The organism is Ruegeria sp. AF2 (assembly GCF_056542025.1).
Genome location: NZ_JBQFZC010000006.1, coordinates 143,010 through 156,783, shown reverse-complemented (window position 1 = coordinate 156,783; position 13,774 = coordinate 143,010). Strand labels below are relative to the sequence as shown.

The window sequence follows — 13,774 nt, the reverse complement described above, 5'->3', positions numbered from 1 at the left end:
CGAGGGCGGCGGAAGGAAGCCGCCCCCGGATAATCGCAAGTGGCAAATTTACTTGCGGGGGAGGAATGCGTTCTCTTTCCAGACCGCATAACCGTCACGGAATTCGTTCATGTCGGCCAGAACCTTGGCAAAGAATTCGTCGTTGGCGGCCTGTTCTGCGGCAACCTCTTCCCAGGTCGCGCGGAAGGTCGACAGCATCTCGTCGTTCCACTGCTTGATCTGAACACCATTGTTTTCAACGTTGTCCAGCAGCGCAGCGTGTTGGATCGCCTCACCTTCGGCAAAGCTGTCAGCCATCGAAGCCTTACAGGCATTTTCGATGATCGCTTTGTGCTGATCGCTGGCTTCGTTCCAGACGTCCTTGTTGATCATCAGTTCAAACACCGTCGCTTGCTGGTGCCAGCCGGGGAAGTAGTTGTACTTGACCAACTTGTGGAAGCCGAGACGCGCGTCGATCGCAGGCATCGAGAATTCGGTCGCATCAATTGCGCCTTTTTCCAGTGCCGGGAAGATTTCGCCGCCGGGCAGCAGTGACGTCGCCACACCCAGCTTCTGCATCACTTCGCCACCCAGACCGAAAAAGCGCATTTTCAGGCCGTTCAGGTCTTCGGGGCTGTTGATCTCATTCGCGAACCAGCCTGAGGTTTCGGGGGCGATGATGGCGCAGGGAATGACATGGACGTTGAAACCGGCCTGATCATACATCTCCTGATACAAGCTCATGCCGTTGCCATAGTAGAGCCACGCCATGTATTCGCCCGCCTCAGGGCCGAACGGAACGGCCGAGAACAACGGTGCAGCCGGGATCTTACCCGCCCAGTAGCCGGCAGTGGTATAGCCCGAATTGATCTTGCCTGAAGACACCGCATCCAGAATTTCAAACGGCGGGACCAGCTTGCCCGGTTCGTAAACCTTCATCTTCAGCGTGCCGCCGGACATCAGGTCCAGCTGTTCGGCCACGCGCGGGATCGGCGAGCCGAGGCCCGGTAGAGCGGTTGAAAACGCGATTGGGGTTTTTAGCAGCATCTTATCCGCCGCGTGGGCAACCGGGGCTGCCAGCAGCGAGGCCGCAACGGCAAGCGATGTCAGGGTGGTCTTCATGGGTTCTCCTCCAAGGTAAAGATCAGCCGGTGGTCTGGCTGTCACTCTCGCCGCGAGCACGGCTTAAGTGGTAAATATTGTTTACCTTGTCATTCAGTCAACAATTTAATTTACCAATTTGGCTACGCCGTGGTGATGTGGCTAATAACCAAGATTGACCTTTCATAACCCGGAATTTTCCAATAGTTTTGCGACACTCAATAAAAACAAACGCTTATACGCGCAGCGAGCATCCGTATTTTTGGGTAGTTTTTCTTGCAATGCCGAAAGCTAGTGGTAAATATTATAAACAACTTCGACGATCTTTAATCTAACTACCGGACAGGAATTATGAGCACGAACAGCCTCTTTGATCCCGTTGGTCACGAATCAATTGCCGATGCTGTCGTTGCACAAATCGAGACAATGATTGTTGATGGAATCCTGAAAGAGGGTCGCAAAATCCCGTCTGAACGGGAGCTTGCGGAAGCCCTAGGCGTTTCACGCCCCAAGCTGCGCGAAGCACTCCAAATCCTCGAAAATCGCGGCTTGGTGACCGTGCGACATGGCGAGGGCACCTTTATCGCCCCACTGACCGGTCGTGCCATGTCGCCCGCCCTTCTGTCTCTCTATGCCCGGCACGGCAGTGCTTTCTACGATTATCTTGAATACCGGCGCGAGCAAGAGGCCTTTGCCAGCCACCTCGCCGCACAGCGCGCCACACAGTCCGACAAGGAACGGATCGCAGAAATCATCGATGAAATGCAGCGAGCCTGGGAGAATGACGATCAGGATGCCAGTGAAGAGGCTGATTTTCGACTGCACGCCGCCGTTGTCGATGCGAGCCAAAACACGACCCTTATCCACATGATGGCATCCATCTATGACCTCACGCGCCAAGGCGTGTTCTACAACCGCCGCTTCCTGCGCTCGATGGACGGCACGGGTGAAGCGTTGCTTGAGCAGCACAAGGCAATCGCGCAGGCCATCATCGACGGCGACCCGGACCGCGCAGAAACCGCCGCACGCACGCATATGGATTTCGTCGAGGATTCATTTCGCGTAGGACAAGAACAACAAGCTCGCGAGATCCGCGCAGCAAAACGGCGGCAGTTTTCGGATTGAGGTCAAAAACAGAGGCGTATTTTTTTGTTCTACGGAAAAGTCTCCCGCACGACGTACTAAGTCTTGGCTTTGCCTTTCTCGACCGGTTCTCGCCTCAGGCACTTTTCCAAGTCTACTTCCAATGCACTGAGGTTTATGTCTCCAGCTCGCAGAGCGTCCACCTCATTGGCTCCTTGCCTCGTCAAACCAAGGTTTTTGAGCAACGTGTTCCAGTCCGGTACGTCCCGCTTCAATCCCGCGCGCAGCAAAACCTCAATTTTTCGAATGTACCAAAGGGTCAGAGAAGACACACGAATGTCTGGTGGAGTGTCCACAGGTACATGGGCGGCAATCGCAGCGCTTGCGCACGCCATTGACTCGGATGCCACGTAGAAAGCCTGCGCCGCGCTGTTAGGGTTTACGTATTTAACGCCTTCATTGATCAAAGCTCCACCGGCCAAGACCAAGGCCAGGTCTTTCCCTGAGATCGAGGCCGCACTTCCAAGCGCAGCACCGCCTGCTACAGTGATCAGTGCCGCCGCTGTCAGGTCCCGATTGCGCGCTGCTTCGTCGCCCAGCCTTTTGTAGGCATCTGAAAGTTGCAGCGCATAATACGACGTACGAATAGGACCGCGTTCAAGCAACAGGCTTGTGGACTGAAATGTTTTTGGTGCCGTTTCAAACGCACCCCCGATCCCTACAGCGTGCTGGATAACGTCTCCCGATGTATTCGACAGCACGGTTTGCTCGGCATTAAAGGCCCTGTTCTCGTAGGCACAACCGGTGATCAAAGTCAGCGGCACCAAGGCCGGAATCAGGCGATTGAAAACGGACTTCATCAAATTTCCCCATGAAAACGCGCAATTGAATAAGTGAAACTATACAATCACAGGGTGTTTCAGGCAAATTCGGCCGCACATGTCATCGCCAACTCACAATGCCACAACCCGTTTCAAACACCCGGCGCGACGCGCATGGATGGCTTATAAATCCCGAATCCAGAATTGAAGCCGCTTTTGGGTTTCGCAATCGTCGCCTCGATCCTTCCACGAGAATTGCGCCACGACGCCAGGAAGCGGCACATAACCCCGCGCGCGCCAGAAGGCATCCAACGGGCGGTAATGATCTGGTCGCATGGGGTGGTCGTCAGGGCGTACTACACTGCAGAAGGCGCTTTTGGTGAATCCCATCGCATGGGCGTGGGCTTCGCGCAGATCAAAAAACGTGTGGCCTGCGCCCTGTCCGCGATACTCCGGCAGCAGAACCGATTCTGCGCAATAGAAGATATCGCCCAGCGACAGGCCCGAGCCTTCGAACGCGGCCGCGAAATCGTCGGCGTGATCCGTCAAGGGTGCACCCGTCGAAGCACCCACCAAAGTATCACCGTCGAACGCTCCGACAACGATGGCCCTGGCGCTGTCGACGTAAGACTGCAGGTATTTGCGCTCATACTCCAGATCGCCATCATAGAGATATGGCCAGGCGTGAAATACGTCGATCCGCAGGCGCGCGACTTCATCCAACGCGTCGACCAATGTCGATCCGGTCATTGCGCGGACCTGCGAAATCTCAGCCATTCGAGACCTGTTTGGTCCAGTCCGCAAGGTTGTAGAATGTGGTCACGCGGGTGATCTTGCCGTCGTTAAGGTCAAAAAACGAACCCGCAGGCAAGCGGTAAGTCTGCCCATACGCTTCTGGCAGACCTTCATCAGTTTCCAGATAGGTTCCGTTGACGATGAACTCAGCCGCAGCACGGGTACCGCCTTCGGCCTCGAAGATCACGATATCCGTCAGGTTCTCGCGGTAACAGCGGTTCATATGCGCGCAGAAGGCGGCAAATTTCTCTTTGCCGACGCGAATCTGACCTTCGTTGACATGATGGGCCACGTCATCCGACAGGCAGGCCAGCATGCCATCTACATCACCGGCATTGAAGGCATCAAAATACGTTTTCACGGTCGGGTTCATGGTCACTCCGTCGGTTCGCCCCAGCGGTCTTTCAGATGCGCGATGATCTGATCTCGGGTTTGTCGATAATGACGTAGCTTGTCCTCACGGGTTTCACCTAGTCCGGTAGGGTCCATAATTGGCCAATAATCGACATCCAGGTGAAAAAACCGCGTCAGTTCCAGCGCCTTTCGCTGACTGGCGGGTGACAGGGCCACGATCAGATCAAATGAACTGAGGTCATCGCCCCATTGCTCCATTTCGTCAAAAGAACGCGAGCGGTGACGGGACAGCTCAACGCCAATCTCCTGACAGGCTGCGATGCAGAACCCATCGATCTCCAGATCGTTATGCACGCCAGCAGATTGCACATAGGTGCCGGTGCCGTAAAACTTCTTCATGATGCCTTCGGCCATGGGTGACCGAACCGAATTGTGGTCGCAACAGAACAGAATGGACTGCGGCAGAGGCGTCACCCGTTAGCCTCCAAAATGAAGGACGCAGATGAGCGTAAAGAGGCGGCGGGCAGTATCAGTATCAACCTCAGCTTTGCCTTCCAGCCTTTCCTGTAACACGCGGCTGCCTTCGTTGTGGATGCCGCGCCGAGCCATATCGATCGTTTCGATCTGGCTGGGCGGCAGTGTTTTCACCGCATCGAAATAGCTCTCGCAGATCTGAAAATAGTCTTTTACGACCTGCCGGAATGGACCAAGCGACAGATGAAACTCAGCCGCCTTCTCGCTGGCTTCGGTGGCGATATCGAAAACCAGTCGCTTGTCACGGATTGATAGCTGCACATGGTAGGGCCCGTCGGGGATCATCCGATCGTCGCGCGCTGGCAGCGTGAACGAGTTATCTTCAAGCAAATCATATATGGCGACCTTCCGCTCCTGCTCGATCTCCGGTGTCGGCGGGGGCAGATTTCGGTCGTCCAGTTCGATATGCGAAATACGGGTCATCTTAACGGTCACAATCCTTGCGTCTGCACAGACCTATAACAACGATTTTCATTGAGCAACGTACAGAAGCGCCATGCGTGCCAAGTCATTGCGTCACTTCAGCCATTCAGCCGGTTAAGGCGCGCCGAAACGGACAGGCCATGCGCTTCGAGGCTTTCGGATTGCGCAAGCGTTTCAGCCGCCGGGCCGATGGCGCGCAAAGCTTCGGGTGTCATCTGGCTGAGCGTTGTGCGTTTGAGAAAATCCATCACGCTAAGGCCAGACGAAAAGCGCGCCGAACGCGCTGTGGGCAGCACGTGATTGGGGCCGCCGACATAATCGCCAATGGCTTCGGGCGTGTACTGGCCAAGGAAAATGGCACCGGCATGGATCGTTTGCTGGCTTAACGCCACCGGGTCGGCCACGCAGAGTTCCAGATGTTCAGGCGCGATGCGGTTGGACAGCGCGGCAGCCTCGTCCAGGTCGCGCACAGTGATTACGGCACCAAAGTCGCGCCAGCTGGCCCGGGCGATGGCGCGGCGTTGCAGGGTCTCAAGACGTTTTTCCACCGCTTGCGTCACGGCTTGACCAAATTCTGCGTCATCCGTGATCAAAATGGATTGGGCGCTTTCGTCATGCTCGGCCTGGCTGAGCAGGTCCAGCGCGATCCAGTCGGGGTCGTTGTCCTTGTCTGCAATGACCAGAATTTCCGAGGGGCCCGCGATCATGTCGATGCCGACCTTGCCGAATACACGGCGTTTCGCGGCGGCCACGAAGGCGTTGCCCGGTCCGGTGATCTTATCGACCGGCGCAATGGTTTCGGTGCCATAAGCCAGCGCGGCCACAGCTTGCGCGCCGCCGATGCGATAAATCTCATCCACGCCCGACAGTTGTGCCGCCAGCAGGACCAGCGGGTTTGCCTGACCCTCAGGTGTGGGGACGACAATGGCCAACCGGTCTACGCCCGCCACCTTCGCAGGTATTGCGTTCATCAAAACCGACGACGGGTATGAAGCCAATCCGCCCGGCACATAAAGCCCCGCAGCCGACACCGCCGACCAGCGCCAGCCGAGTGTTGCGCCTGCCTCATCGGTCCACTGATGATCCTCGGGCATCTGCTTTTCGTGATATGCACGAATGCGTTCTGCTGCCAGTTCCAACGCGGCGCGGTCCTGGGGCGTGACCTGCGCGACGGCCTCGGCGATCTCATTGGATGAAAAGGCCATGGTCTCGGGCGTCAGCTCCAGCCGGTCGAATTTCGCGGTAAGTTCGATCACCGAAGCATCACCACGGGTCCGCACATCATCGATGATCTGCGCCACAACCGCATCCACATCGGGGCTGTCCTCGCGCTTGGCGGACAACAGCGTCTGAAATGCAGTTTCGAAATCGGCGGAGGTCGTATCGAGGAAAGCGGGCATGTGAGAGACTCCGGAAGCGTTTCAACGGGTCTTATCGCCCGGGCCGGGTGGCCTCAACCCTTAGGCCGCTGGGTGCAGCGATTTGCGCATCGGGAATTGGGGGATGCCGTGCCATTCCGTCGGGTCGCCGACATCATGCCAGCCGTGCGCCAGATAGAACGAATGTGCCGTTTTGGTCGCGTGCAGATGCGCCTCAGAGACGCCACGTGTCTGCAGTTCCTCTTCCAACCGATGCAGCAGCGCTGCTCCGAGCCCGCGCCCTGCGTGATCGGGATCGACATAGAGCAGAGATATCTCACCCTCGCCACTTAAACCGCCCACTGCAGTAACCACTCCCACTTGCGTAGCGACCCAAAGGATTGCTCCACTATCGATCCAGTTTCGGACCGAAGCCGGATCCTTATTGGCAGACCAGCGGGAAAGGTTTTCGGGATTATCTAGATGATCCGCCCGACAGAGGTCACGGATCGATCGGATCAGAACACGGCTGATGTCGAATACATCAAACACGGTTGCCCGCCGCACCGCGATGCCGCGTGGCGGATTCGGGAAGGCCTGAGCGATGCCACGTTTATTCTTCACTCGGGTGATGGGGCGCTTGTCCAGAAGGCGCCTTGTAGGGACGCGTCACATCCTTGAGCGTTGCATCGATGGCCTCAACCGACAGGCGGATCGCGCCGTCGCCTGCCAAGGTCAACAGGATTTGTCCCGCACCATCCTCGCTTGGCTCGAATTCGACCGAGAGCAGAGACAGGATCATGTCCTTGTCGCTGCGGTCGATGCCCTGACTGGCTACCGACAGAACCGAGCCGAACATCAAAACGGCCTGCACCCGCTCATAGGCGCGACCGCGCCGGGCAGCGGCATCCTTGTCTTCCCAACGAAAGCGATTGAGCAACAGCGCAAAGCGGCGCTGGCCGGGTTGCCATGTCATCTCGGTCACCGGGAAAACCGCATCCTGCGTCAGGGTCGCAATCACCTGGAGATCATCCGCATCCTCGGCTCCAAGGTTCAGCGGTGCCTCGCGGCCATCTTTGAAACTTGCGTCTGTCATTGACCCTTAATCCGTTCGATCTTTGCGCCCACGCCTTCCAGCTTGCGCACCACATGTTCATATCCGCGGTCCAGATGATAGACCCGGCTGACAACCGTCTCACCTTCCGCCGCCATTCCGGCAAGGATCAGCGAGACCGAGGCCCTCAGGTCTGTCGCCATCACCGGAGCACCTTTCAATCGTTCGACCCCGGTTACGGTGGCCGTGCCGCCATGTACCTCGATATTCGCGCCCATGCGCACCAGTTCGGGCGCATGCATAAAGCGATTCTCGAAAATACGCTCTTCAAGCACGGACACACCCTCGGCAGTGCACATCAGCGCCATCATCTGAGCCTGCAGATCGGTCGGGAAGCCGGGGAAGGGTTCGGTGACCACATCGACCGAGGTCACACGCCCGTTCTTACGAGAAACTTTTAGCCCCTTGTCGGTTTCAGAAACACTGATCCCCGCCGCATCCAGCTTGGCAGCGAAGGATTCGACCAGCGACATGCGCCCGCCCAGCAGCTCAACCTCGCCCCCGCAGATCGCCGGGGCCAGCATATAGGTGCCAAGTTCAATCCGGTCGGTCACCACCTGATGGGTCGCGCCGTGCAGACGATCGACACCCTGAATTTCGATGGTCGAGGTCCCCTCACCCGAAATCTGAGCGCCCATCTTGCGCAAGCATTCGACCAGATCGACAATCTCGGGCTCGCGCGCGGCGTTTTTCAGCACCGTGGTGCCCTTGGCCAGCGTGGCGGCCATGACGATGTTCTCGGTCGCGCCGACCGAGGCAAAGCGCATCTCATGCACAGCGCCTTTCAGCCCGCCCGACGCCTTCGCGTGCAGATAGCCATCTCTAAGCTCGATCTCGGCGCCCAGCGCCTCAAGCCCTTCGACATGCAAATCCATCGGGCGCGCGCCAATGGCACATCCACCAGGTAGCGACACCACGGCCTGCCCCAGCCGCGCCAGCATCGGCCCCAACACCAGGTTCGAAGCGCGCATTTTTCGCACGATGTCATAATCCGCCGTGTGGCTGTTCAGGTCATGGCTGGACATCGCAATGACCTGACCATCCTGCAGCGAAGACACCTCGGCCCCCAGCGACCGCAGCAGCGCCGTCATGGTCTTGATGTCACTCAAACGCGGCGCATTGGTCAACGTCAGCGGTTCTTCGCTGAGCAAGGTCGCGGGCATCAGCGTCAGACACGCATTCTTGGCCCCCGCAATGGGAATCTGCCCGTTCAGCGGGCCATTGCCCGTTACCAGAATCGAATCCATTTGCTCTTATCCCTCGTCCTTGCCGGCTTTGTCCCCGGAGGTGGCTCGCGCCTTGGCCTGAGCCTTGCGCCGCGCCATATTCGCTTTTAGCGCCGCCTTTAGACGGTCTTCGCGCGTTTCCCCGGACTTGCCGTGTTTTTTAGGTGAATTTTTGTCTGCCATTGCCTTTCTCTACAGGAGTAGAAAAAAACCGTCCAGACACCCTTGCGCCGCGTTTCGTTTGAGTCTAATCACCCGCCCACAGCGCTGCTGTAGCTCAGAGGTAGAGCACTCCCTTGGTAAGGGAGAGGTCGAGAGTTCAATTCTCTCCAGCAGCACCATGATTTCCTTATCTACATCAGAAACTTACGATAAAACAGCGGCTTGCGCTTGCAGTCTCCTACATAGGAGTTCTACACAGTGACGCTTATCATGCCTACACCAGGCAAAGACAAAAACAGCGGAATATACTACATCAGGGTGCGAGTTCCGGCGGACCTTAAGGGAATCGTCGACCGTGTCGAGGTGTCAAAGTCACTCCGCACCAGAGACCCTGCAGAGGCCAAAGAGAGATTTGCGGCTGAATACGCCAAAATCCAAAAGCAGTGGGCGTGCCTGCGGGCAAAGCCTGAAACCCTCCCTTTGAAAAAGATCGTTGCTCTTTCTGGTCGCGTGTATTTCCGCCTGATGGAAATGCTAGATAGTGAACCGGGTGAACCTGAGATATGGAACCGTGTACTGCACCTGAGCCAACAAGCGGAAACTACCGAAGGCGGTATTAAAAAATGGTACGGAGATGTGCTGACGAGATACTGGCGGAAGAAGGTATTGCTTTAGACGAACCGACGCGTGCGCGATTACTACGTGAAGTCCACAGGTCTTGGATTCAGGCGGCTAGCCAGCAGTTGAAGAGAGCAGAAGGCGATTTCACCCCGGACCCTCAGGTCATGCGTTTCCCCGAATGGGAACCCGAAGGCGTATCAAAAAAAGGCGGCAGAAGGCCCAGCACTCACCCATCTCACGGAGCGGTGACAGAAAGACCACCTGAGCAACGGGAATGTATGCAACGATTGAGACTTCGCTCATAAGAAAGACACGTTGGCTGCCTATCCTGGGCACGAGGATATCTCTCGAGTAAGGCCAAAGGACATTGCAGATTAGTGTGACTACCTTTGAGACAAAAAAGGATTGAAGCTACCGATGGACGATCAATAAGCGCCCTTTAGGTACCGACGAGGTGCAGTTCTGTCTTTGCACTAATGCATGCCGCTGCCGCCTCATGGTACTAAAGCGGTACGTCCACATGGGTGATGACGTGGTGGACGATTATGACGACTTTGAACCAGCTGCGGAATGGCCAGGGCCTGGGCTGAGATCTCCCGTCAAGGTGCCAGACCGGTCTATTTCAATGTGATCCCTACGGGACCTTTTGGTCACCATCGAGACGGGTGGCTCCGACGTGTGATGCTCCTCACGTTAGGCAAAGTGGTACCTCTTTCCCTGCCAGAACTTCAATCTGTCGCAATTTCGTGACAGCCTCCCCGGGCTTCGATCGCCTGTCTGCCATGTGCCTCCTCCGGTTTCCTAAACATAGTGGAGGACCAGTCCAACGGAAGAAAACCAAATCACTAGAGCCCGCGAGCCAGTTCCAATCAGATTGCATCGAAGACCGATCTGCAAAACACGTTAAAAATCTCTCGGAACTGTCTCTAGCTACTTTTCAAAAGCCCTAGTGTGTAGTACCGGTCCCTCTCGAGCTCTCAACCAGCCTTAACCACCCGCAATTGAAGAAAATGGTACTTTTCTCTAAACACTCGTCTGAAGACCGAAAGTTGATTTCTCTGCAATGAATAATCGCAAAAGACTCATGGGTATTTTCTTAAGCGCATTCATATTAGTTGTAGCGCTATCGATTTTTACGCTGGATACAGTTTTCAGCGCTAGAAATGAATTTCGCCCCGTTGAGTTGGACTACATCAGAACAGCCTTTCTGGCCTGTTCTTCCGCCCTTATTGCAATGGTTGTCGTTGCAAATTTGTTGCCTTCAAAGCTTGCAATAGCGGCCCGAGCTCTGACGGGTGTGCTTTTCGCTGCCGCTGTTTTTTCGATTAATTGGTCGATGGTCGAAGCATTCGTATTGCTTCCGATGATAGCAATGGCTGGCCTTTGCCTCCTTGCGATCTATTTGACTTACATCGTTCTGAGCTTGGGTGTTCGGGGCCGGGCAATAGTTGCTGTAATCGTGGCTGTGATTTTCATCCTTGTCCCTGGGCGGGACATGCTGGATGCGAATGAAGAGGCTGAAAACACAGAGTTTCCAGGCATCGAAGATATCACGTTTGATACAAAACCAAATGTCTATCTTATCTCGTTTGACTCAATTCACCCCAAAAGCCTGACATCTCGCTACATGGGCATTGAAGAGACAGCTTTCCACGAACCGGTTTATACCAGAATGGACAGGTTCGAGAATCTGTTTTCGGTCCGTGTCCCCACAAAATATGCGATGAATCTAATGCTACGGATGGAGGTTGATGAATTTGATCGCGGCAAACGTAAAAGTTTTGAACTCTATACGGGTAAGTACGACGGTCGACTAAACGCAATTTTCCGCAACAATGGTTACGAAATCAACACGGCCTATGCCGGAAAATACTTTGGGACCGAACAGGGCAGCTATGTGGATCGGTATCATATTCCGTCGCGAACAGCGGGCGCGTGCGAATTCAATGATAGCAAGTTTCGACAGGTGTCGTTGTTTGGTCTCTGCCGATTCATCGACAAAAACAAGTCCGATACAAAGGTCGACAAAGCAGCACATGTACTTGATTTCGTGTCTTATCTGTCACGTCAAAAGGAGCCGCAGTTCTTACTGGCCTCCATCTACTCCCCAGGTCACACCGGCAAAGACTTTTTGATCGAAGACGAAGAAGCCGATGCCGCTTACAATGACTTCTACCTGGAGCGTTCTTTGGAAGCACAGCAAACGTTGAACCAGCTTCTGGACCAGCTTGAGCGGGAAGATCCCACGGCGATTCTTTATATCTTCGGTGATCACGGCCCTTGGCGGAGCCGGGGAACTTGGGAGACCCGTTTTGCGAAAGATCCAGAGTTCTTTGTACATGACCGTTTTGGGATATTAGGGGGCGTTTTTCCGAAGGGACGTTGTAAAACCTATGTGGACCTGAGAAATGAGCAGACGTATACGACGAGCGTTCAAGGTGCGGAAGCAATCTTAAAGTGCCTGACCGAGGGTCGCTATCAGGAACTGGATCAAGTCTATAGAATCAACCAAAGCGTTGACGGCGTAAGTGATAAATTCGAGGACTATGTATATGAATAGCCGCAAGAAATTGGCATTGCTCATCATTGCCGCTGCCATTGTGCACCCATCCGTTGCTCTGGCATACGTGGATCCAGGTTCGGGGAGCGTCATTGTAACCACAATTCTCGGGTTCTTCGCAGCGATTGCTTACACGTTCCGCAAATACTTCTATAAGCTGAAGCGAAAGATATTTGGCACAAAAAGCGATGAAGAAGACAGTCGAGCGCTCGATGACTAAGGCAAACAGTGGCTCCTTTCGTGACCCCAGCAGCCGTGTATATACAATTGACTTACCCGAAAATGGCAGTTCTGCGATTTTTCGAGGCGTCGACAATAAAACGCTTGAGAACTTCAAAAAGCTCCAGACTGAGCCCTTCTACCAACAACTTGAAATCGAAAAGCGCGTTGTAAAAACCAAGCTTTGCGCGCCTGACGATCCTGTTGCAAAGGAAATCCTAGAAGCCGGGTGGGCAGGTGTGATGCAGCATGAGCCTGTCTCGATCGTTTCTTACTCTTACGAATGGTCGTTCGCCATGCTAAGACGAGCGGCTCTATTGCATCTGCGTATCTTGACCGACGCGCTGGAAGCTGGGTGGACCATTAAGGACTCAACGCCTTTTAACATCCAGTTTGAAGGTACGGCACCAGTCTTTATTGACATCCCATCGTTTGTGCCTTGGCAGGAAGGCGAACCCTGGTTGGCATACCGACAGTTTTGTTGCTGTTTTCTGACGCCGTTGATGATGCGTAGCCATCTGGGCATCAATCACCTTCCATTATTACGGTCCTACTTGGACGGTATACCTCCGGTTGAGGCTGCGAACTTTTTCAGAGGTTTCTCCCGTTTCAAGCGCGGTGTCGCTAGCCACATCATGCTACCTGCTCGCGTAGAAAAGCGGATTGAGGCGCGTGAACGCGATGCCGTTCCCGCTCAGGACCGAAGTCAGCGCAAAGTCAGTCGAAAATACGTACTGGCACTTGTTGAAAGTGTAACGCGACTGGTCAAGTCGCTCTCTGTGAACATCGAGCACACGGACTGGTCGGAATACGACAAAACCCACACTTACGATGACGAGGAACTCCAAGCGAAAAAAGGTTTCGTACAAAAGTTCGTACAAGAAAAGAAACCTTATTGCCTAATGGATATCGGCTGCAACACAGGCACTTTTTCAAAAATTGCTGCGGAACATGCAGACTTGGTCATTGCAGCTGATGGCGACCACGATGCGGTCCAGAAACTGTTTATGCATGAATCCAGTCACTCGGTGCACAACAACATCTTGCCGTTAGTGCTGGATTTGTCCAACGTCTCCCCCAATCAGGGATGGGCAGGCAAGGAACGCTCTTCATTCGACAGTCGCGCCAATCCAGATGCAATTCTGGTTCTGGCCCTTGTCCACCACATTCGGATTTCTGCCAATATCCCGATGGCATTGTTCCTAGACTGGTTGCGGTCTTTCAATTGCGACATCGTTATTGAGTTCGTTGATCGGCACGACGAGATGGTCGTCAAATTGCTGCAGAACAAAACGGAACAGTATCTGGATTACGACCGCGTGGCCTTCGAGCACGAGCTAAAAGAGCGCTTTAAAGTGCGTACTTCCAAAGACCTCAAAGGCGGTAAGCGCGTGATTTACCATATTGAGCCACAGTGATAGGGG

16 protein-coding genes and 1 tRNA gene are annotated in these 13,774 nt (G+C 54.8%); 6 read left to right on the top strand and 11 right to left on the bottom strand.

Translation table 11 applies throughout. The features are described from left to right. Positions 1 to 48: 48 nt before the first annotated feature. The gene (locus ACR0NM_RS17645) at positions 49 to 1,101 is read right to left on the bottom strand and encodes a TRAP transporter substrate-binding protein (protein ID WP_170398473.1); all 1,053 of its coding nucleotides are present in this window, start codon (positions 1,099 to 1,101) and stop codon (positions 49 to 51) included. Positions 1,102 to 1,431: 330 nt separating this feature from the next. Here ACR0NM_RS17645 and ACR0NM_RS17640 point away from each other — a divergent pair, with 330 nt between their 5' ends. Continuing rightward, positions 1,432 to 2,205 carry a FadR/GntR family transcriptional regulator gene (locus tag ACR0NM_RS17640; RefSeq protein WP_170625458.1) on the top strand — a complete coding sequence of 258 codons (774 nt, stop codon included), beginning with the start codon at positions 1,432 to 1,434 and terminating at the stop codon, positions 2,203 to 2,205. Positions 2,206 to 2,261: 56 nt separating this feature from the next. Here ACR0NM_RS17640 and ACR0NM_RS17635 read toward each other — a convergent pair whose 3' ends face one another. The 10 genes from ACR0NM_RS17635 to ACR0NM_RS17590 all read right to left on the bottom strand — a co-directional run bounded on the left by ACR0NM_RS17635 (position 2,262) and on the right by ACR0NM_RS17590 (position 8,971). After that, the gene (locus ACR0NM_RS17635; protein ID WP_170513804.1) at positions 2,262 to 3,023 is read right to left on the bottom strand and encodes a hypothetical protein; all 762 of its coding nucleotides are present in this window, start codon (positions 3,021 to 3,023) and stop codon (positions 2,262 to 2,264) included. A 144-nt stretch (positions 3,024 to 3,167) separates the two neighbouring features. Then, entirely contained in the window at positions 3,168 to 3,761 is a 594-nt protein-coding gene (locus tag ACR0NM_RS17630) for a GNAT family N-acetyltransferase (RefSeq protein ID WP_170625457.1), read from the bottom strand. Next, positions 3,754 to 4,152, bottom strand: coding sequence for a ketosteroid isomerase-related protein (locus tag ACR0NM_RS17625; protein WP_170398462.1), 399 nt, complete (start codon positions 4,150 to 4,152; stop codon positions 3,754 to 3,756). Before ACR0NM_RS17625 ends, ACR0NM_RS17630 begins: the two co-directional genes overlap by 8 nt. Before the next feature lie 2 nt (positions 4,153 to 4,154). Next, a complete protein-coding gene (locus tag ACR0NM_RS17620; protein WP_170398460.1) occupies positions 4,155 to 4,607 on the bottom strand; it encodes an arsenate-mycothiol transferase ArsC in 453 nt (150 codons plus the stop codon). Positions 4,608 to 4,610: 3 nt separating this feature from the next. Next, positions 4,611 to 5,090, bottom strand: coding sequence for a UPF0262 family protein (locus tag ACR0NM_RS17615; RefSeq protein WP_170398457.1), 480 nt, complete (start codon positions 5,088 to 5,090; stop codon positions 4,611 to 4,613). Positions 5,091 to 5,188: 98 nt separating this feature from the next. Then, complete coding sequence (gene hisD, locus ACR0NM_RS17610; RefSeq protein ID WP_480615920.1) at positions 5,189 to 6,490, bottom strand: histidinol dehydrogenase; 1,302 nt, start codon at positions 6,488 to 6,490, stop codon at positions 5,189 to 5,191. A gap of 60 nt (positions 6,491 to 6,550) precedes the next feature. Further along, entirely contained in the window at positions 6,551 to 7,072 is a 522-nt protein-coding gene (locus ACR0NM_RS17605) for a GNAT family N-acetyltransferase (protein ID WP_480615918.1), read from the bottom strand. Further along, on the bottom strand, positions 7,062 to 7,544 hold the full coding sequence (locus ACR0NM_RS17600) for a DUF2948 family protein (RefSeq protein WP_480615916.1): 483 nt from the start codon (positions 7,542 to 7,544) through the stop codon (positions 7,062 to 7,064). Before ACR0NM_RS17600 ends, ACR0NM_RS17605 begins: the two co-directional genes overlap by 11 nt. Continuing rightward, positions 7,541 to 8,809 carry a UDP-N-acetylglucosamine 1-carboxyvinyltransferase gene (gene murA / locus ACR0NM_RS17595; RefSeq protein ID WP_480588246.1) on the bottom strand — a complete coding sequence of 423 codons (1,269 nt, stop codon included), beginning with the start codon at positions 8,807 to 8,809 and terminating at the stop codon, positions 7,541 to 7,543. Before murA ends, ACR0NM_RS17600 begins: the two co-directional genes overlap by 4 nt. A gap of 6 nt (positions 8,810 to 8,815) precedes the next feature. Continuing rightward, positions 8,816 to 8,971, bottom strand: coding sequence for a hypothetical protein (locus tag ACR0NM_RS17590; RefSeq protein ID WP_170425679.1), 156 nt, complete (start codon positions 8,969 to 8,971; stop codon positions 8,816 to 8,818). Between the two features lie 83 nt (positions 8,972 to 9,054). Here ACR0NM_RS17590 and ACR0NM_RS17585 point away from each other — a divergent pair. The 5 genes from ACR0NM_RS17585 (at position 9,055) to ACR0NM_RS17565 (ending at position 13,768) form a co-directional block, all read left to right on the top strand. Next, a tRNA-Thr gene (locus tag ACR0NM_RS17585) sits at positions 9,055 to 9,129 on the top strand. Positions 9,130 to 9,208: 79 nt separating this feature from the next. After that, positions 9,209 to 9,625: a DUF6538 domain-containing protein gene (locus ACR0NM_RS17580; protein ID WP_480615914.1), complete on the top strand. Its 417-nt coding sequence runs from the start codon at positions 9,209 to 9,211 to the stop codon at positions 9,623 to 9,625. Between the two features lie 1,009 nt (positions 9,626 to 10,634). After that, positions 10,635 to 12,131 (top strand): hypothetical protein, encoded by a 1,497-nt coding sequence (locus ACR0NM_RS17575; RefSeq protein ID WP_480615912.1) that lies wholly within the window; start codon positions 10,635 to 10,637, stop codon positions 12,129 to 12,131. Then, positions 12,124 to 12,351, top strand: coding sequence for a hypothetical protein (locus ACR0NM_RS17570; protein ID WP_170398438.1), 228 nt, complete (start codon positions 12,124 to 12,126; stop codon positions 12,349 to 12,351). The genes ACR0NM_RS17575 and ACR0NM_RS17570 overlap by 8 nt, the downstream gene beginning before the upstream one ends. Then, positions 12,320 to 13,768 carry a hypothetical protein gene (locus ACR0NM_RS17565; RefSeq protein ID WP_170566762.1) on the top strand — a complete coding sequence of 483 codons (1,449 nt, stop codon included), beginning with the start codon at positions 12,320 to 12,322 and terminating at the stop codon, positions 13,766 to 13,768. The genes ACR0NM_RS17570 and ACR0NM_RS17565 overlap by 32 nt, the downstream gene beginning before the upstream one ends. Positions 13,769 to 13,774 lie beyond the last annotated feature (6 nt).